Below are 17,738 nucleotides of genomic sequence, written 5' to 3' on the forward strand. Positions count from 1 at the left end.
GTCAAGCCGATGACCACCGTGGCCATCATCGATTACGGCATGGGCAACCTGCGCTCGGTCGCCAAGGCGATCGAGCATGTGGCACCCGGCCACGACGTCTTCATCACCTCCGAGCCGGCGCGCGTTGCGGCTGCGGAGCGGGTCGTGTTCCCCGGTCAGGGCGCCATGCCCGACTGCATGCGCGAACTCGATGCACGCGGCCTGCGCCAGGCCGTTGTGGATGCCGCTGCGGGCAAGCCCTTTCTGGGCATCTGCATCGGCCAGCAGATGCTGTTCGAGCACAGTGCCGAAGGCGACGTCCCCGGATTGGGCATCCTGTCCGGCGATGTCGTACGCTTTCCCGAGGCGAAGATGCGGGCGGCCGATGGCGGCCGGCTGAAGGTGCCGCACATGGGCTGGAACGAGGTCTGGCAGCGGGGTGCGCACCCGATGTGGGACGGCATCCCGGACGGTGAGCGCTTCTACTTCGTGCACAGCTATTTCGTTGCGCCGGCCGATCCGGCGCTGACCGCGGCCGAGACCGATTATGGCGTTCGCTTTACCAGTGCGGTAGCGCGGGCTAATATCTTCGCGGCCCAGTTCCACCCCGAAAAGAGCGCGGCTGCCGGACTCCGGCTGCTGGCCAACTTCATCCGCTGGCAGCCCTGAGCGCTGCCGCCCCACATCCCCGTTCCACTACTTCAGATACCGGTATGCTGCTCATTCCCGCCATCGACCTCAAGGACGGTCAGTGTGTTCGCCTCAAGCAAGGCGAAATGGAGGACGCTACGGTGTTTTCCGAAGATCCCGGTGCCATGGCGCGCCACTGGATCGACGCTGGCGCCCGTCGCCTGCACCTGGTGGACCTGAACGGCGCCTTCGCCGGAAAGCCCAAGAACGGTGCGGCCATCCGCGCGATCACCGACGTGGTCGGCGACGACATCCCGGTGCAGTTGGGTGGGGGCATCCGCGACCTCGACACCATCGAGCATTACCTGGACAACGGCATCAGCTACGTGATCATCGGCACTGCCGCGGTGAAGAATCCGGGCTTCCTGCATGACGCCTGTGGCGCCTTCCCCGGGCACATCATCGTGGGCCTCGATGCCAAGGACGGGAAGGTCGCGGTCGATGGCTGGTCCAAACTCACCGGCCACGACGTCGTCGATCTGGCGAAGAAGTTCGAGGACTACGGCGTCGAGTCGGTGATCTACACCGATATCGGGCGCGACGGCATGCTGTCCGGCGTGAACATCGAAGCCACGGTACGTCTGGCGCGCGCGCTCCGCATCCCGGTCATCGCCAGTGGCGGCATCACCGACCTGCGCGACATCGACGCGCTCTGCGCAGTCGAGGACGAGGGCGTGATGGGGGCAATCACCGGGCGCGCCATCTACGAGGGTACGCTCGATTTCGCCGCGGCCCAGGCTCGTGCCGACGAACTCAACGGGGTGTCCGAATGAACCTCGCCGCCGAGCGCTGCTGATGCTGGCCAAACGTATCATTCCCTGCCTGGACGTGAGTGCCGGGCGCGTCGTCAAGGGTGTCAATTTCGTCGAGCTGCGGGACGCGGGTGACCCGGTCGAGATCGCCCGCCGCTACGACGAGCAGGGCGCCGACGAACTGACCTTCCTCGACATCACGGCGAGTTCCGACGATCGCGACATCATCCTGCATGTCGTCGAGCAGGTCGCCGAGCAGGTGTTCATTCCCCTCACCGTGGGTGGCGGCGTGCGCGTGGTCGACGACGTGCGCAGGCTGCTGAATGCCGGCGCGGACAAGGTCAGCATGAACACCGCGGCGGTCAATAACCCGCAACTGGTGCACGATGCCTCGAGCAAGGTTGGCAGCCAATGCATCGTCGTGGCGATCGACGCCAAGCAGACGGCGCCGGGCAAGTGGGAGGTATTCACTCATGGCGGTCGCAAGAATACCGGTCTCGATGCCATCGACTGGGCACGCAAGGTTGAATCGCTGGGTGCGGGCGAGATCCTGCTGACCAGCATGGATCGCGACGGCACCAAGAGCGGCTTCGATCTCGCGCTGACGCGCGCAGTGTCGGACGCCGTGCGCATTCCGGTCATCGCCAGTGGTGGTGTCGGTACCCTCGAGCATCTGGCCGAGGGCGTCTCCGAGGGGCGTGCGGACGCGGTGCTGGCCGCAAGCATCTTCCATTTTGGGCAGCACACGGTGCGTGAGGCGAAGGAGTTGATGCGCGCGCGCGGCATCGAGGTGAGACTGTGAGCGAGGACACGCGCTGGCTGAACGAGGTCAAGTGGGACGAGCATGGCCTGGTGCCGGTGGTCGCGCAGGAAGCGTCGAGTGGCGATGTGCTGATGTTCGCGTGGATGAACCGTGAGGCGCTGCAGCGCACCGCCGAGACGGGCGAAGCCATCTACTGGTCACGTTCGCGGCGTAAGCTTTGGCACAAGGGCGAGGAGTCCGGCCATGTGCAAAAGGTGCTCGACATCCGCATCGACTGCGACAACGACGTGGTCTTGCTCAAGATCGAGCAGGTCGGCGGCATCGCCTGCCATACCGGGCGCCACAGCTGCTTCTTCCAGAAGTATTTCGACGATGGCCGCTGGGAGGCTGTCGAACCGGTTTTGAAAGACCCGCAGGAGATCTACAAGTGATCGATATCGAAGTGCTGCGTCGCGTGTCCGATACACTGGTCGCGCGCAAGAAGGCCGACCCCGATTCTTCCTATGTCTCCAGCCTGTACGCCAAGGGTACCGACACCATCTGCAAGAAGGTGGCGGAAGAGGCCGCCGAGACGATCATGGCCGCCAAGGACAAGGACATGCTGCACCTGGTCTGGGAGGTCACGGACCTGTGGTTCCACTCGATGGTGCTGTTGGCGCATCACGGGCTGTCGGTCGAGGACGTGCTGGCCGAGTTCCGCCGCCGCGAGGGCGTGTCGGGCATCGACGAGAAGAAGTCGCGTACGGCACAGCAGGCGGACTCATGAGCGACTGCATCTTTTGTCGCATCGTCCGCGGCGAGATCCCGTCGAAGAAGGTCTACGAGGACGAGCATGTCTTCGCCTTCCATGACATCAATCCGGTTGCGCCGGTGCACGTGCTGGTGGTCCCGAAGGTGCATGTCGACTCGATGGCACACCTCGATGAGGAAGACGAGGCGGCCATGGGGCGTCTCATGGTTGCAGCGGGCAGGATCGCGCGCGAACAGGGGTGTACGGATGGCTTCCGGACCATCGTGAATACCGGAAGGGTTGGGTTGCAGGAGGTGTATCATCTGCACCTTCACATTGTGGGTGGCCCCAATCCCCTGCCGCCCATGTTGAAGCGTTAAGGAGAGCGGTATGGGTTCATTCAGCATCTGGCACTGGCTGATCGTTCTGGTCATCGTCCTGCTGGTGTTCGGAACGAAGAAGCTGCGCAACATCGGTTCGGACCTCGGTGGTGCGGTCAAGGGTTTCAAGGACGGCATGAAGGAAGGCGAGAATGCCGCCGATGCCTCCCAGCAGAAGATTGCGGGCGGTCAGACGATCGAGGGTGAGGCGCGGGAGAAGGTCGACAAGACCGCTTCCTGAGCTTCGCGTCTCGAAGTAGGAGGGGCGCCCTGACTGGAGCGCCCCTTCGTTTTCGTGCGGCATGCTGCGGCGTGACCGCATCTCAAGCGGCAGAACATGTTCGACTTCGGCTTTTCGGAACTCATCGTCATCGGCGTGGTGATGCTCGTCGTGGTCGGCCCCGAGCGGCTGCCCAAGGTCGCACGCACGGCCGGTCATCTCCTCGGGCGCGTCCAGCGCTATGTGTCCGACGTGAAGTCGGACATCCAGCGCGAAATGCAGCTCGAAGAACTGAAGAAGCTGCAGGAACAGGTCAAGCAGCAGGCGCAGGAACTCGAGTCGTCGGTGCGCGCGGGAGCGGCCGGTGTCGAGTCCGAGGTGAATCGCACGGCAAGCGAGGTTCGCTCGATGCTGCCCGACGCGCCGGCGTCGGCGGCCGGTGCGGTAGCCGCGTCGCAGCTGCTCGGGCAGACGGCGTCCGCGCCGGCTGGGCCGGCCGATGCGCAACTCGAACTCGGACTCGATCCGGCAGCCGGTCAGGCTGCTGCGGCAGGGGCGGCTGACAAGACCAAGGCATGAGCACTCAACAGGAAACCTTTATCTCCCACCTGGTCGAGCTGCGCGATCGCCTGATCCGTGCATTGTTGGTCGTGGTGGTTGTCTTCGTCTGCCTGATGCCCTGGGCGGGAGACATTTACGACATCCTCGCCAAGCCGATGATGGACACCTTGCCCGAGGGTACGCACATGATCGCCACGGGCGTCGTGACGCCCTTCTTCGTGCCGGTGAAGGTCACCATGATGGTCGCCTTCGTGCTGGCGCTGCCCTGGGTGCTCTTTCAGGCCTGGGCCTTCATCGCCCCAGGCCTGTATGCACACGAGAAGCGCATGGCGCTCCCGCTGGTCGCGGGTAGCACACTGCTCTTCATCATCGGCATGGCCTTCTGCTACTTCTTCGTGTTCGGCATGGTATTCAAGTTCATCGCCGAATTCGCGCCGAAGAGCATCGTGCCAGCGCCGGATATCGAGCAATACCTGTCCTTCGTGATGTCGATGTTCATCGCTTTCGGCGTGACCTTCGAGGTGCCGGTGGCGGTCATCCTGCTCGTCAAGGCGGGCATCGTCGATGTCGCCAAGCTCAAGGAGGTTCGTCCCTACGTCATCGTCGGTGCGTTCGTGATTGCAGCGATCGTGACGCCGCCCGACGTGATCTCGCAGCTCATGCTCGCAATCCCGATGTGTCTGCTGTACGAACTGGGCATCATCCTGGCGGGCTGGATGTCGAAGCCTGTGCCTGCTGCAGCCGAAAGCGCCTACGTCGCGCCGTCCATCGAGGACATGGACCGCGAACTCGACCGGATCGAAGCCAGCGAGCGTAGCGACAAGGGTTGATCGCGCTTCCCGGGAAAGGGCTCAGCGGCTGGGCGCCGGCGTTGGGCGTCGGCCCACTTCCACCGTCAGTTCAACCTCCCGATCGCCGCGGCGCACGAGGAAGCTTGCGCGGCGTCCCGGCGGCAGGGCTGCCACCAGATCCAGCATGGCCTTGGGGTCGCGCACGGTTTCGCCGCCGACGGCGATCAGCACGTCGCCCGGCTTGATGCCGGCGCGGTCTGCCGGGCTGGCGCGCAGCACGCCTGCAATCAGCGCGCCGCGGGTGTCGGCAAGGCCGAACGACTCCGCCAGTTCCGGCGTGATGTCCTGAATTTCCACCCCGACCCAGCCACGCGTGACCTCGCCGGTGGCGACGATCTGCTCGAGCACGTTGCGCGCGATCGACACGGGAATGGCGAAGCCGATGCCGAGCGAGCCGCCCGAGCGCGAATAGATCGCCGTATTGATCCCCACCAGGTTGCCGCCGTTGTCGACGAGGGCGCCGCCCGAGTTGCCCGGGTTGATTGCCGCGTCGGTCTGGATGTAATTCTCGAACGTATTGATCCCGAGCTGGCTGCGGCCAAGCGCCGAGACGATGCCCATCGTGACGGTCTGGCCAACGCCGAAGGGGTTGCCGATCGCCAGGACGACGTCGCCGACGCTCAGCGCATCGCTCGCTGCAAGCGTGATCACCGGCAATTGGCCATCGGTGTCGATCTTGAGCACCGCGAGGTCGGTTTCCGGGTCGCGTCCGATCAGCCGAGCGCCGAACTTGCGCCCGTCGTTGAGCGCGATCTCAATCTGGTCGGCCGTCTCGATGACGTGGTTGTTGGTGATGATGTAGCCGTCCGGGCTCACGATCACGCCCGATCCCAGTCCGGACTGGCGCTGGCTGGGGCCGTTGTTCGGCCGTTCGCCGAAGAAGTGCCGGAACACCGGATCGTCGAGTAGCGGGTGGCCCGGGGCGACGCCGGCCTTGCTGGTGAAAATGTGCACGACCGCCGGCATCGAGCGCTGCGCTGCCGCCGCATAGGAGCCTGCTGCGGGAGGTCGTTCTCCGTCTGCGCTCGGGGCTTCGAGGATGGCCACTACCGATGCGGGTGCCGTGTCGCGGAGCCACTCGGGTTTGAGTGTACTCAGGACGAAGAGCCCCGCGACGCTGATGGTCACGGCCTGGGCGAAGATGAGCCACAGACGGCGCATAATGATGAACTCGAATGGCTGAGGGTGTCCGGGCCTCCGTCGCAAGGATGCCCGTCGGACCCCGGAAGGGAATGGAGGGAGCATGCAACTCATCGAGCTCATCGAGCGTCTCGACGCCCTGCTCGACGCTTCACGCGTGAAGGATTATTGCCCAAACGGTTTGCAAGTGGAAGGACGGGGCGAGGTGCGCCGCGTGCTGTGCGGTGTGACGGCGAGCCAGCACTTGCTCGATCATGCCGTTGCCGGCGGATATGACGCGGTGTTCGTGCATCACGGCTACTTCTGGAAAGGCGAAGATGGGCGGGTCAATGGCATCCGGCGCCAGCGGCTCAAGACCTTGCTCGCCAATGACATCAGCCTGATTGCCTATCATCTGCCGCTCGATCTGCATCCGGAACTCGGTAACAACGCGCAGCTGGGGCGCTTGATGGGATGGCGGCCGGACGGCCGCTTCGCCGATCAGGAGCTGGGCTGGATCGGTCGGCCCGCCGAATCGGACGCGCCAGAGTCGGCCGAGCAACTTGGGCGCTCGATCGCGGCGCGGCTGGGGCGTGACCCGCTGCTCGTCGGTGACGGCGCGCGCAAGGTGAGACGGGTGGCGTGGTGCACCGGCGGCGCCCAGGGCTTCTTCGAGCAGGCCATTGCGGCCGGTGCGGATCTCTACGTGTCGGGCGAGATCTCGGAGCAGACCGTTCATCTTGCCCGTGAGTCAGGCGTGCCCTACATCGCGGCCGGTCATCATGCGACCGAGCGCTATGGTGCTCGCGCGATCGCGGCTTATCTCGGCGACAGCCTCGGTCTCGCGGCCGACTTCATCGATCTGCCGAATCCGGTGTGAGCGCGCAGCGCCGGCCTGCCTCAGGCTTGGGTCGGCGCTGCGCGGTAGGTGCCCAGCTCCTGCTCGAGCACGGCCGACAGCATCAGGATGTCGTCGATGACCGTGAACGGGAACCCGGCACGGGAACCGTCACGATTGTCGCGCAGCAGGTGCTGCAGGTAGGCCTGGCACTCGCGGGTGCCCCACAGCTGCTGCACGCGTGTGGCGATGTGCGGTATGTCTTCGAGCTGGATCGCGTTGTGTCTGATGGCGTCGTAGTTGTCCCAGGTTACGGCGAGGACGTTGAAGGTCTTGTTCAGCTCGCGTGCGACGGCACCGAAGTCCTCCCGCAAACCTGCGGCTCGATAGACTTCGAGCAGTTTCAGCCAGGGGGTGACGGCTTGCTTCGGGTTGCCGCGAATGAATTCGGCGAGCGTGTCCGCAGCACCGTGCAGTCGGCCGAAGCTCACCATGATCTCGGCAAGTTCCACGGCTGACCGGTGCTCCTCGCCTGCGTCGTCCGAGGGGTGGTCGACTGCGTAACCTCCGATGGGGAGGAGGGTCGAAGTGCTCCAGTCGATGCCTTCGTCGTAGCGCCGGGGCGAGGCTTGTGGTGTTGGCGCGTCGACGGCGACAGCGTTGCGTTCGTGTACAGGGCTGGCAGGCTGGGCGGGCGCTGGCGGCTGATCGTCGCGAGCCGTGGGCGCGGTCGCGGTCGCGAGTCCCGGTGATGTCGGACGGCGACGGCGCAGCGCCATGGCAAGCGCGAGGGCTGCTATGGCCAGCCCTGCAATCAGATACGTGTCGCGATGATCCGGGCTGCTCGCGGGCGCGTCTTCTGGAGTGCCCGGCGATGTGGCAGCGGGGACTGCTGGCGCGCTTGCTTGCATCGCGGCCTGGTCAAGTGCCTCGATGCGGGCCTGCAGCCGATCGCGAGCCTCTTCCAGTTCCTTGATGCGTGCCAGCAACTCCATCTCGGCGATGATGCTGCGATCGATCGCCGCAGCGAGCTTGCGCTCGCGTTCGAGCAGTTCCGACGCCCTGGAGCCGGGCGCTTCGCCGGATGCCGTTGCTGCCGCCCCGGCGGGAGCGGCTGTCGGTTTGTCGCTCTCGACGATGACGCGGTCGCGGGTGTCGCTCCGCGGCGGTTGTGCCGCTGCGACAGCAGGCGTTCCCGCTGCTGGGCCGGGTGGCCTGGAGGCGGCGGGCGTCTGCGCTTGTGCGGCGCGCGGTTTGTCCGTCCGCTTTGCTGGCGCACCGCTGGAAAGGGTGCGCAAGTCGGGTACCGCCAGTGTGGTGCCAGCCGGAAGGGGAAGGGCTTGCGAGCCGGCTTGCTCGAACAGGCCAGGGTTGGCCGCCGCCGTTGCGCGCATGAAACGACGCCGGGCCGCGGCATCGTCGGGATACAGCGAATGTGCGAGCGAGTCGAGCGATTCTCCCGGCGCGGTGGTCCAGGTGCGCCCGGTGCCTGGGGGGTTCTTCGCCGGGGCTGGCCTCGAGGTTTGTTGTACGGGTGAAGCGGGCGCTGCCGGCGTCGAGACCGGATAGGGCAGGAGCAGGGTGTACTCGCGCCGCAGGCGGTTCTCGCACACGTCCTCCAAGGCCACGCGCACGACGGGCTCGTTGATGGCGCGGGAAGTGGTCACCGCGACACGCGGACTGGCGCCGCCAATCACGGACAGTCGCGCGCCGGCGACCCAGGGCAGGTCGCCCGCGTCATCCCCGGCGGCGCCAATGCGCAGGCAATTTGCGGTCTCTTGGTCGAACCCGCCGACGATGCGGATCTCGGCGCGTAGTGGCTCGCCGATGGGCGACAGCGACACGACGTCGCCCAACACCGACGCGAGGACGCTGGGCGATGAAAACATGAGGGTGGTGGCTAGCGCCACTGCGGTGCGTATCGGTGTTGTTCTCATTGTCCGCACTTCCGGCGGTCTGGATGCGATAGCTTGCTTTTAGCAGAGTCCGGTCGTGGCTTCCAGCATATGCGGCAGGCTTGTGTGCCGCGCGCCACGCGCGGCGTGAACTATGGTGTGCTGCGCCGGGGATTTGCAAGGGGGCTTCGACATTCCTTAAGGTGTCTGCAATCGGTTAAGATCAACTGCCCCATACGCCACCGTACGCGAAACGAAGATGCCGCTACCTGTTCCCACGGCGCCTCGTCGGCGCTTTCACACTCGTCGCATCGAGGTCGAGGGCTTCCTGCGAGAGGATGGTCTCTACGACCTCGAGGCGTCGCTGACGGACGTCAAGGACGTCGATTATCCGATCGCCTCGGGTATGCGCCCGGCGGGCGTGCCCGTGCATCTGATGCGGGTGCGCGTTACTTTCGATGCGGCCTTCAACATCGTCGAGGCGGTCGCCTGTTCGGACGAGGTGCCCTATCCGGGCAACTGCGACACGATCGGGCCGCGTTACGCGAGGCTGGTGGGGCTCAATCTCGTGCGTGGGTTCCGCCGCACGGTCAATGAGATGTTCGGCGAAACGCTGGGCTGCTCGCACATGACCGAGATGCTGCAGTCGCTGCCCACTGCCGCCATCCAGACTGTGGCCACCTTCAGCCGCGACACGGATGACAGCGCCGGCAAGCCGCCACAACTCGACCGCTGTCATGCGCTCGACACCGCGGGTGAAGCCGTGCGGCGCTACTACCCGAAGTGGTACCGCGGGCAGGACGAGACCGCCTGAGCGGCCCGTTGAGCGGGCACTGTGCACTGCGCAAAACTGGTTATAATTATGGAGTCTTGCGGTAAACACGTACTCGTGCGTGCCAGCCGGAAGTTCAGGCCGGCTTTCCTGTCGGCGGCGGTGGGTGGCGGTCGAGGGAGACGACGCCTGTCGCTGAGCATCTGCGCTCCTAAGCATGCCATCAACCTGTTCGCGACGGGCTCGCCGTCGCGGCTTCGATCGAAGGGCAACCATGAAGATTCATGAGTATCAGGCAAAAGAACTACTGAGGAAGTATGGCGTCGTCACGCCGCGCGGCTTCCATTGCGTTTCCGTCGATGCGGCGGTCAAGGCGGCCGAAGAGCTTGGCGGCAAGATCTGGGTGGTGAAGGCCCAGATTCACGCGGGTGGTCGCGGCAAGGGTGGTGGCGTCAAGCTGGCCCGCTCCCTGGATGAAGTGCGCCAGTACGCCAACGACATCCTCGGCATGCAACTGGTCACCCACCAGACTGGCCCCGAAGGCCAGAAGGTCCGCAACCTCCTGATCGAGGAAGGCGCCGACATCCAGAAGGAATATTACGTCGCCGCACTGACCGACCGCGCCACGCAGAAAGTCGCCATCATGGCCTCTTCCGAGGGCGGCATGGACATCGAGGAGGTCGCCCACAGCACCCCCGAGAAGATCCTCAAGGAGTTCGTCGATCCGCTCGTCGGCCTGACCGACGCGCAGGCCGAGACCCTGGCCCGCGGCATCGGCGTGCCCGAGGCGTCGGTGGCCAAGGCGGTCGATACGCTCAAGCGCCTGTACACCTGCTACATGGAAACCGATGCCTCGCTGGCGGAAATCAACCCGCTGATCCTCGAAGGCAACGGCAACATCAAGGCCCTGGACGCCAAGTTCAACTTCGACTCCAACGCCCTCTACCGCCACCCGGAGATCGTCGACTTCCGCGACTTCGACGAAGAGGACGCCGACGAGATCGAAGCCTCCAAGTTCGACCTCGCCTACATCAGCCTCGACGGCAACATCGGCTGCCTGGTCAACGGCGCCGGTCTGGCGATGGCCACCATGGACACGATCAAGCTGTTCGGCGCCGAGCCGGCCAACTTCCTCGACGTCGGCGGTGGCGCGACCACCGAGAAGGTCACCGAAGCCTTCAAGATCATGCTCAAGAACCCCAAGGTCAAGGGCATCCTGGTCAACATCTTCGGCGGCATCATGCGTTGCGACACCATCGCTACCGGCGTGGTCGCGGCGGCCAAGGAAGTTCACCTCTCCGTCCCGCTCGTGGTGCGCATGAAGGGCACCAACGAAGAGCTCGGCAAGAAGATCCTCGCCGAATCGGGCCTGCCGATCATCACCGCCGACACCATGGCGGAAGCTGCGACCAAGATCGTCGCTGCGGTCAAGTAAGGAGAGTTTGAATGTCCATCCTGATCAACAAAGACACCAAGGTCATCACCCAGGGCATCACTGGCAAGACCGGTCAGTTCCACACCGAGAAGTGCCAGGAGTACGCGAACGGCAAGAACTGCTTCGTCGCCGGTGTGAACCCGAAGAAGGCGGGCGAGAAGATCTTCGACATCCCCATCTACGCCTCGGTCAAGGAAGCCGCTGCTGAAACCGGCGCCACCGTGTCGGTCATCTACGTGCCGCCGGCGGGCGCTGCCGACGCCATCTGGGAGGCCTGCGAAGCCGATCTCGATCTGGCGATCTGCATCACCGAAGGCATCCCCGTCCGCGACATGCTGATGGTGCGCAACAAGATGAAGCAGAAGGTCGCCAAGGGCGGCAAGGAAACCCTGCTGCTCGGCCCGAACTGCCCCGGCCTGATCACGCCCGACGAGATCAAGATCGGCATCATGCCCGGCCACATCCACCGCAAGGGCCGCATCGGCGTGGTGTCGCGTTCCGGTACGCTGACCTATGAAGCCGTGGCGCAGCTCACCGAGATCGGCCTCGGCCAGTCCTCGGCGGTCGGCATCGGCGGCGACCCCATCAACGGTCTGAAGCACATCGACGTGATGCGCATGTTCAACGACGATCCGGACACCGATGCGGTGATCATGATCGGCGAGATCGGCGGTCCGGACGAAGCCGAAGCCGCGATGTGGTGCAAGGCCAACATGAAGAAGCCGATCGTCGGCTTCATCGCCGGTGTCACCGCGCCGGCCGGCAAGCGCATGGGTCACGCCGGCGCACTGATCTCCGGTGGCGCCGACACTGCCGATGCCAAGCTCGCCATCATGGAAGAGTGCGGCTTCAAGGTGACGCGCAACCCGTCGGAAATGGGCAAGCTGCTCAAGGCAATGCTCTGACCCTTCGAGTCCTTCTCGACCCGAGAAAGCGCCGGTGCATCCGGCGCTTTTTTTTCGCCTCCCGCCAAGTGGAGGCGCCGCGTTAGAATGTCGTGAGAATTCCGCAGCATCTGCGGCAAACCAAATCGACGGGTAGGGGCAATGCCGAAGTTGATCCTCAGCATGGACGGTCTCGTCCTCAAGGAAATCGAGCTCAACAAGGAGCGGACCTCGATCGGGCGCAAGCCGAACAACGATATCCAGATCGACAATCTGGCCATCAGCGGACAGCACGCCGTGATTACCTGCATCCTCAAGGACGCTTTTCTGGAAGATCAGAACAGCACGAACGGCACCTACGTGAATGGTCAGCCCGTCAAGAAGCATGTCCTTCACCACAACGATGTCATCGAGCTCGGCAAGTACCGTTTGAAGTACATCGTCGATGTCACGCAGCCAGGCCTCGCCGCTTCAGAAATGATCGAGACGGCCGCGATCAAGCCCTTCGAGTTGCCGCTGACGGCTACCGATGTCGGTGCGCGCCCCGCGGGCGAGAAGGGGAGTGACACGCAGGTGGTGGCCGCGGGCGCGCTCGAGCGTGCCGAAAAGGCGCTTGCTGCAGCCGGCGAGCGCCTAGGGATCATCCAGGTGCTCAGTGGGGCCAATGCCGGCCGCGAGCTCGAACTGACGAAGTCGCTGACGACCCTCGGCAAACCGGGCAAGCAGGTCGCGGTCATCACGCGGCGCCCCCATGGCTACTTCATCACGCACGTCGAAGGTGCCAGCTTTCCGCTCGTAAACGGCGCGCCAATCGATGCCCAGGCCTGCCTGCTCAAGGATCACGACATCATCGAGCTCGCGGGAGTCAAGATGGAATTCTTCCTGCGGGCCTGAAAATGACCGGCGCGTGCCGCCCGCAGCGTGATTTTTTGCCTACCGGCACAGGGGCTGGGGTGATAAGTTTCCCGCAGACGTAACGGGGAACCAATGCCGCGCGATCCAGCAGGGTCGTTTCGCGGCGACAGCTCATGAAACTGAAGGTGTTGGGGTGCAGCGGCGGAATCGGCGGGGCGCAGGCGCGCACCACGTCGTTCCTCGTCGACGAGGACATCCTCATCGACTGCGGGACAGGTGCGGGCGAGCTTTCGCTCGACGCGATGAGACGCATCGACCACGTCTTCCTGACCCATGCGCATCTCGATCACATCGCCTGCCTGCCCTTGCTGATTGACTCGGTCGGCGATGCGCGCAGCCTTCCGGTCACGGTGCATGCGACGCCGGAGACGATCCGCATCCTGCACTCGCATGTGTTCAACTGGCTCGTGTGGCCGGATTTCTCAGCGATTCCGGACCGTCATCACCCCTTCATGCGCTTCCAGCCGATGAAGCTGGGTGAGAGCATCTCGTTGGGTGGGCGCGTGATCAAGGCGCTGCCCGCGCAGCACACGGTGCCCGCCGTCGCCTATGCCCTCGACAGCGGCGACGGGCAGCTCGTGTTCTCCGGTGATACCGCCTATTGTCCCGAACTGATCGCCGCGATAAACGCCCAACCGGCGCTGCGTCATCTCATCGTCGAAACGGCGTTCGCCGACGAGCAGCACGGTCTCGCGGTCGCGAGCCGTCATCTGTGCCCGAGCATGTTGCTGGCCATGCTCGAGGAAGTGCACGTCACGCCCGAAGTCCACATCACCCACCTGAAACCTGGCGCGGACCTGCGTATCATTGCGCAGATCGAGGCGGGGGCTCCACGGCTCAAGCCCAGGCGCCTGCAAATGGGGCAGGAGCTCTATTTCTGATTCGGGACTTCGCGAATGACGCAGTTGCACGACGATCCGCAGCAATCCGCCGCGCAGGCGAAAGCTGCCCAGGAGGCTACCGGTCCGTTGGCGGCGACCATTGGCAAGCTGCAGCAAGGTAGTGCGGTGTCACGTCGCCTGGCCTTCTTCAAGGGGCTGCAGGTCGTCACCAATCGCATCCATGCCAGCAACGACGTCGACGAGATCATCCTCGAACTGTCCGCAGATCTGTGTGCCCTGTTCGAGGCGCAGCGGCTGACGATCTACACCCTGGAGGACAAGGGCACGACGATCGTCACGCGCGTCAAGACGGGCCTGGACTCGGTGCAGAGCATTCGTCTCCCGGTGGCCGACAGCAGCATCGCCGGCTTTGTCGCCCTGACCGGCAGGCCGGTCAACATTGCCGACGTGTATGACCAGGCCGAGCTGGCCGCCATCTCGCCCAGTCTTCACTTCAAGCGCGAGGTGGACGCCAGTACCGGTTTTCGCTCCCGCCAGATGCTCGTGGCGCCGATCCGAGACCCGGACAGCGAGCGCGTCATCGGCGTCATCCAGCTCATCAACAGCCAGAGCGGAGGCGCGTTCAGCAACGTGGCCGAAGAGGGGCTGCTGGGCCTGACGCAGACGCTCGGCGTCGCGTTCGCGCGCCATGCCGAGAAACCGGCGCGCCTGCGGTCGCGCTTCGATGCGCTGGTGGCCGACGGGCGTATCACGGCCGAGGAACTGCGGCAGGTCATCCGCGAAGCGCGCACCGGCGACCTCAATACCGAGACGATCCTCATCGACGTGCTCGGCCTGAGCGTGGCCGAGCTTGGCGAGGCCGCGGCCCGCTACTTCGGTGTGCCCTACCAGCCCTTCCTGCCCAATCACGTCAAGCCGATGGACCTGCTGCGCAACATCAAGCGTGACTACGTCCAGCAGAGCCTGTGGCTTCCCTACGAGGAGAACGGTGACGGGGTCGTGATCCTGTGCGTCGATCCCGAGCAGGTGCGCAGTTCGTGCGTGGCACAGAACGTGTTGTCGAAGAAGCGGCTCAGCTACAGGGTGACCTCGGCGCGCGAGTTCGCGCAGACGGTGGAGCAGTACTTCGGTGAGTCGATCGACGACGGTTCGGTCAGCGACATCCTGTCCGACATGGACGAACGTGACGACGAGCCGGGCGCGGTCGGCGACGACGTCTCGGCCGCGGCCGACAACGAGCTCGTCAAGCTGGTCAATCGCATCATCATCGAGGCTTACCGCCAGGGGGCTTCGGACATCCACATCGAGCCGCGGCCGGGCAGGGAGAAGACGCTGATCCGCTTCCGCAAGGACGGCTCGCTCGTGCCCTACATCGAGGTGCCGGCCAGCTACCGCAATCCGCTCGTGACGCGCATCAAGATCATGTGCGATCTCGACATCTCCGAGCGGCGAAAGCCCCAGGACGGCAAGATCAAGTTCCGCAAGTTCGCGCCGCTCGACATCGAGCTGCGCGTGGCGACGCTGCCCACGCAGGGCGGGCTCGAAGATGTCGTGATGCGCCTCCTCGCGAGCAATGAGCCGATTCCGATGGATCAGCTCGGGCTGATGTCGTTCAACCTCGAACGGCTCAAGGAAGCGATCAACAAGCCCTACGGCATCTTCTTCGTCTGCGGCCCCACCGGCTCGGGCAAGACGACGACCCTGCACTCGATCCTCAGCTACATCAACACGCCCGACACCAAGATCTGGACCGTCGAAGACCCGGTCGAGATCACGCAGCGCGGCCTGCGTCAGGTGCAGGTCAACCGCAAGGCGGGCATCGACTTCGCGACCATGATGCGCGCCTTCCTGCGTGCCGACCCGGACGTGATCATGGTGGGCGAGATGCGCGACCACGAGACGGTGGCGGTCGGCATCGAAGCTTCGCTCACCGGCCACCTGGTGTTCTCGACCCTGCACACCAACAGTGCCCCCGAGTCCGTCGTGCGTCTGCTCGACATGGGCATGGACCCGTTCAACTTCGCCGACGCGCTGATCGGCGTGCTTGCCCAGCGCCTGGCCAAGCGCCTGTGCCTGAAATGCCGTGAGGCCTATCGTCCCGACGACGACGAGGTGCGTCTGCTGCTCGAGGAGTACTGCGAGGACATGCACCTGACGCCCCGCTTCCAGGCCGACCCTGCCGCGGCGCGTGCCGAGGTCCTGCAACGCTGGCGCAAGAGCTTCGCGGATCAGGCCGGGCATTTCACGCTCTACCGCCCGGTCGGCTGCGGCGAGTGCAACCACGGCTACAAGGGGCGGGTGGGCCTGCACGAGCTGATGCTCGGCTCGGCACAGATCAAGCGCCTGATCCAGGAGCGCGGGCGCGTCGACCAGATCCTCGGCGAGGCACTTGCCGAAGGCATGCGCACCTTGCGCCAGGACGGCATGGAGAAGGTGCTGGCCGGCATCACCGACATGAAGCAGGTGCGCAAGGTCTGCGTGCGCTGAACTGCGTCCGCCTGCCACGCTTGCCCGCGCAGGCGCGTCAGGCGGTTAGAATCCGGTGCTGACCCCGCCTTCCGGAGACTGCCCATGTACCGCATCGCCCCCAGCCTGCTGTCCGCCGACTTCGCCCGTCTCGGCGAGGAAGTGCGCAACGTCATCGCCGCAGGCGCCGACTGGATCCACTTCGACGTGATGGACAACCACTACGTCCCCAATCTCACCATCGGCCCCCTGGTGTGCGAGGCGATCCGGCCGCACACCACCGCGCCCATCGACGTGCATCTGATGGTGAAGCCGGTCGACCGCATCATTCCCGACTTCGCCAAGGCCGGCGCCAACGTCATCACCTTTCACCCCGAGGCCTCGGAGCACATCGACCGCAGCCTGGGCCTGATCCGCGATGCCGGCTGCCAGGCCGGGCTGGTGTTCAATCCGGCCACGCCGCTGCACCACATGGACCACGTCATGGACAAGCTCGACGTGGTGCTGCTGATGAGTGTGAACCCCGGTTTCGGCGGGCAGAAGTTCATCCCCGAGACGCTCAACAAGCTGCGTCTGGCGCGCGAGAAGCTCGACGCCTACGCGGCGCGCACCGGGCGGCGCATCCTGCTCGAGATCGACGGCGGGGTGAAGACCGACAACATCGCCGAGATCGCCCGCGCCGGCGCAGACACCTTCGTCGCCGGCTCGGCGGTGTTCGGCGCTGGCAAGGACAGCGATCCCAACCGCTACGATTCCATCATCGGCGCGCTGCGGGGCGAGCTGGCCAGGGTGGCGGCATGAGCGCCAGCGCGCGCTTCGCGCCGCGGGCCGTGTTGTTCGACCTCGACGGCACCTTGCTCGACACCATCGCCGACCTGGCCGACGCCGCCAACCTCATGCTGGCCGAACTCGGCCGGCCGGCACGCAGCCAGGAAGAGGTCCACAGCTTCGTCGGCAAAGGCATTCCCAATCTCGTGCGGCGCTGCATGACCGAGGGCACGCGTGCGACCGAGGCCGAGATCGAGACCGCGGTGGCGGTCTTCCGCCGCCACTATGCGGTGGTCAATGGCGCGCGCACCGCGATCTACCCCGGCGTGATCGAAACCCTGCAGGCCTTGCGCGGGCGCGACATCCGGCTGGCGGTCGTCACCAACAAGGCCGAGGCCTTCACGTTGCCACTGCTCGAGCGCATGGGTATCGCCACGCATTTCGACACCGTCGTCAGCGGTGACACGCTGCCGGTGAAGAAGCCGGATCCGGCGACCGTGCGCCTGGCGTGCGAGCGACTTGGCGTGGCGCCGACCGAAGCGCTGATGATCGGCGACTCCGCCAACGACGCGCTGGCGGCGCAGGGTGCAGGCATGCCGGTGCTGCTGGTCACCTATGGTTACAGCGAAGGCGTGCCGGTGGACACCATCGAATGCGATGGGCTACTATCGAACGCACTTCAGGCCCTCGATCATATCGTTACCGCATAAGTGCGGGTCTGTCGGCATACTCCACTACAGATCGACATCGTGATGCTCGCACCCCGGGATCGCTTCCTCACCGCCCTCTCCACCGTCCAGCCCGGCTGGCACGGTGGCTGGCGTTGGCCTTTGGGCCACTGAACGCGATTCCCCCCAGCGGGGTCCCGTGCGCCAAGG

At 65.0% G+C, this 17,738-nt stretch carries 20 protein-coding genes; 18 read left to right on the forward strand and 2 right to left on the reverse strand.

Annotation, left to right across the window (positions count from 1 at the left end; genetic code table 11):
* The first annotated feature begins 9 nt into the window (after positions 1–9).
* The 9 genes from hisH to tatC all read left to right on the forward strand — a co-directional run bounded on the left by hisH (position 10) and on the right by tatC (position 4,905).
* Positions 10–648 carry an imidazole glycerol phosphate synthase subunit HisH gene (hisH, locus tag C664_RS04780; protein ID WP_004254015.1) on the forward strand — a complete coding sequence of 213 codons (639 nt, stop codon included), beginning with the start codon at positions 10–12 and terminating at the stop codon, positions 646–648.
* A 44-nt stretch (positions 649–692) separates the two neighbouring features.
* Positions 693–1,442 (forward strand): 1-(5-phosphoribosyl)-5-[(5-phosphoribosylamino)methylideneamino]imidazole-4-carboxamide isomerase, encoded by a 750-nt coding sequence (hisA, locus tag C664_RS04785; protein ID WP_004254018.1) that lies wholly within the window; start codon positions 693–695, stop codon positions 1,440–1,442.
* Positions 1,443–1,464: 22 nt separating this feature from the next.
* Positions 1,465–2,223: an imidazole glycerol phosphate synthase subunit HisF gene (gene hisF / locus C664_RS04790; protein ID WP_004254021.1), complete on the forward strand. Its 759-nt coding sequence runs from the start codon at positions 1,465–1,467 to the stop codon at positions 2,221–2,223.
* A complete protein-coding gene (gene hisI, locus C664_RS04795) occupies positions 2,220–2,615 on the forward strand; it encodes a phosphoribosyl-AMP cyclohydrolase (protein ID WP_004254025.1) in 396 nt (131 codons plus the stop codon). Before hisF ends, hisI begins: the two co-directional genes overlap by 4 nt.
* Positions 2,612–2,950: a phosphoribosyl-ATP diphosphatase gene (locus C664_RS04800; RefSeq protein ID WP_004254026.1), complete on the forward strand. Its 339-nt coding sequence runs from the start codon at positions 2,612–2,614 to the stop codon at positions 2,948–2,950. The genes hisI and C664_RS04800 overlap by 4 nt, the downstream gene beginning before the upstream one ends.
* Entirely contained in the window at positions 2,947–3,294 is a 348-nt protein-coding gene (locus C664_RS04805) for a histidine triad nucleotide-binding protein (RefSeq protein WP_004254036.1), read from the forward strand. The genes C664_RS04800 and C664_RS04805 overlap by 4 nt, the downstream gene beginning before the upstream one ends.
* A 10-nt stretch (positions 3,295–3,304) precedes the next feature.
* A complete protein-coding gene (tatA, locus tag C664_RS04810) occupies positions 3,305–3,535 on the forward strand; it encodes a Sec-independent protein translocase subunit TatA (RefSeq protein ID WP_004254039.1) in 231 nt (76 codons plus the stop codon).
* A gap of 96 nt (positions 3,536–3,631) precedes the next feature.
* Complete coding sequence (gene tatB, locus C664_RS04815; RefSeq protein ID WP_004254043.1) at positions 3,632–4,093, forward strand: Sec-independent protein translocase protein TatB; 462 nt, start codon at positions 3,632–3,634, stop codon at positions 4,091–4,093.
* Complete coding sequence (tatC, locus tag C664_RS04820; RefSeq protein WP_004254044.1) at positions 4,090–4,905, forward strand: twin-arginine translocase subunit TatC; 816 nt, start codon at positions 4,090–4,092, stop codon at positions 4,903–4,905. The genes tatB and tatC overlap by 4 nt, the downstream gene beginning before the upstream one ends.
* Before the next feature lie 21 nt (positions 4,906–4,926).
* Here tatC and C664_RS04825 read toward each other — a convergent pair whose 3' ends face one another.
* Positions 4,927–6,087 (reverse strand): Do family serine endopeptidase, encoded by a 1,161-nt coding sequence (locus tag C664_RS04825; RefSeq protein ID WP_004254047.1) that lies wholly within the window; start codon positions 6,085–6,087, stop codon positions 4,927–4,929.
* Between the two features lie 82 nt (positions 6,088–6,169).
* Between C664_RS04825 and C664_RS04830 the strand changes: the two genes are divergently transcribed.
* A complete protein-coding gene (locus C664_RS04830) occupies positions 6,170–6,925 on the forward strand; it encodes a Nif3-like dinuclear metal center hexameric protein (protein ID WP_004254050.1) in 756 nt (251 codons plus the stop codon).
* A gap of 20 nt (positions 6,926–6,945) precedes the next feature.
* On the opposite strand, the gene C664_RS04835 is transcribed toward C664_RS04830, so the two are convergent.
* Complete coding sequence (locus C664_RS04835; protein WP_004254052.1) at positions 6,946–8,772, reverse strand: type IV pilus assembly protein FimV; 1,827 nt, start codon at positions 8,770–8,772, stop codon at positions 6,946–6,948.
* Between the two features lie 265 nt (positions 8,773–9,037).
* On the opposite strand from C664_RS04835, the gene C664_RS04840 reads away from it, so the two are divergent.
* From C664_RS04840 to C664_RS04875, 8 genes are all read left to right on the forward strand, one after another.
* Entirely contained in the window at positions 9,038–9,592 is a 555-nt protein-coding gene (locus C664_RS04840) for a DUF2889 domain-containing protein (protein ID WP_004254055.1), read from the forward strand.
* A gap of 232 nt (positions 9,593–9,824) precedes the next feature.
* Positions 9,825–10,985 carry an ADP-forming succinate--CoA ligase subunit beta gene (gene sucC, locus C664_RS04845; RefSeq protein WP_004254057.1) on the forward strand — a complete coding sequence of 387 codons (1,161 nt, stop codon included), beginning with the start codon at positions 9,825–9,827 and terminating at the stop codon, positions 10,983–10,985.
* Between the two features lie 11 nt (positions 10,986–10,996).
* Positions 10,997–11,890, forward strand: coding sequence for a succinate--CoA ligase subunit alpha (gene sucD / locus C664_RS04850; protein ID WP_004254060.1), 894 nt, complete (start codon positions 10,997–10,999; stop codon positions 11,888–11,890).
* A 141-nt stretch (positions 11,891–12,031) separates the two neighbouring features.
* Positions 12,032–12,763: an FHA domain-containing protein gene (locus C664_RS04855; protein ID WP_004254064.1), complete on the forward strand. Its 732-nt coding sequence runs from the start codon at positions 12,032–12,034 to the stop codon at positions 12,761–12,763.
* A 134-nt stretch (positions 12,764–12,897) separates the two neighbouring features.
* Positions 12,898–13,665 (forward strand): 3',5'-cyclic-nucleotide phosphodiesterase, encoded by a 768-nt coding sequence (locus C664_RS04860; protein WP_004254067.1) that lies wholly within the window; start codon positions 12,898–12,900, stop codon positions 13,663–13,665.
* A 15-nt stretch (positions 13,666–13,680) separates the two neighbouring features.
* Positions 13,681–16,113, forward strand: coding sequence for a GspE/PulE family protein (locus tag C664_RS04865; protein ID WP_004254071.1), 2,433 nt, complete (start codon positions 13,681–13,683; stop codon positions 16,111–16,113).
* An 84-nt stretch (positions 16,114–16,197) separates the two neighbouring features.
* A complete protein-coding gene (rpe, locus tag C664_RS04870; RefSeq protein WP_004254073.1) occupies positions 16,198–16,893 on the forward strand; it encodes a ribulose-phosphate 3-epimerase in 696 nt (231 codons plus the stop codon).
* On the forward strand, positions 16,890–17,570 hold the full coding sequence (locus C664_RS04875) for a phosphoglycolate phosphatase (protein ID WP_004254075.1): 681 nt from the start codon (positions 16,890–16,892) through the stop codon (positions 17,568–17,570). Before rpe ends, C664_RS04875 begins: the two co-directional genes overlap by 4 nt.
* Positions 17,571–17,738 lie beyond the last annotated feature (168 nt).

It is taken from the genome of Thauera sp. 63, assembly GCF_000310165.2.
Classification (GTDB): Bacteria; Pseudomonadota; Gammaproteobacteria; order Burkholderiales; family Rhodocyclaceae; genus Thauera; species Thauera humireducens.

Bases quoted from the DNA above. Each gene is read 5' to 3' on its own strand.
- hisA (WP_004254018.1), top strand. From the start codon at position 693: ATGCTGCTCATTCCCGCCATCGACCTCAAGGACGGTCAGTGTGTTCGC.
- C664_RS04805 (WP_004254036.1), top strand. From the start codon at position 2,947: ATGAGCGACTGCATCTTTTGTCGCATCGTCCGCGGCGAGATCCCGTCG.
- tatB (WP_004254043.1), top strand. From the start codon at position 3,632: ATGTTCGACTTCGGCTTTTCGGAACTCATCGTCATCGGCGTGGTGATG.
- C664_RS04860 (WP_004254067.1), top strand. From the start codon at position 12,898: ATGAAACTGAAGGTGTTGGGGTGCAGCGGCGGAATCGGCGGGGCGCAG.
- C664_RS04830 (WP_004254050.1), top strand. From the start codon at position 6,170: ATGCAACTCATCGAGCTCATCGAGCGTCTCGACGCCCTGCTCGACGCT.
- C664_RS04875 (WP_004254075.1), top strand. From the start codon at position 16,890: ATGAGCGCCAGCGCGCGCTTCGCGCCGCGGGCCGTGTTGTTCGACCTC.
- rpe (WP_004254073.1), top strand. From the start codon at position 16,198: ATGTACCGCATCGCCCCCAGCCTGCTGTCCGCCGACTTCGCCCGTCTC.
- C664_RS04825 (WP_004254047.1), bottom strand. From the start codon at position 6,087: ATGCGCCGTCTGTGGCTCATCTTCGCCCAGGCCGTGACCATCAGCGTC.
- tatC (WP_004254044.1), top strand. From the start codon at position 4,090: ATGAGCACTCAACAGGAAACCTTTATCTCCCACCTGGTCGAGCTGCGC.
- C664_RS04835 (WP_004254052.1), bottom strand. From the start codon at position 8,772: ATGTTTTCATCGCCCAGCGTCCTCGCGTCGGTGTTGGGCGACGTCGTG.
- C664_RS04840 (WP_004254055.1), top strand. From the start codon at position 9,038: ATGCCGCTACCTGTTCCCACGGCGCCTCGTCGGCGCTTTCACACTCGT.
- sucD (WP_004254060.1), top strand. From the start codon at position 10,997: ATGTCCATCCTGATCAACAAAGACACCAAGGTCATCACCCAGGGCATC.
- sucC (WP_004254057.1), top strand. From the start codon at position 9,825: ATGAAGATTCATGAGTATCAGGCAAAAGAACTACTGAGGAAGTATGGC.
- C664_RS04865 (WP_004254071.1), top strand. From the start codon at position 13,681: ATGACGCAGTTGCACGACGATCCGCAGCAATCCGCCGCGCAGGCGAAA.
- tatA (WP_004254039.1), top strand. From the start codon at position 3,305: ATGGGTTCATTCAGCATCTGGCACTGGCTGATCGTTCTGGTCATCGTC.
- C664_RS04855 (WP_004254064.1), top strand. From the start codon at position 12,032: ATGCCGAAGTTGATCCTCAGCATGGACGGTCTCGTCCTCAAGGAAATC.
- hisF (WP_004254021.1), top strand. From the start codon at position 1,465: ATGCTGGCCAAACGTATCATTCCCTGCCTGGACGTGAGTGCCGGGCGC.
- hisH (WP_004254015.1), top strand. From the start codon at position 10: ATGACCACCGTGGCCATCATCGATTACGGCATGGGCAACCTGCGCTCG.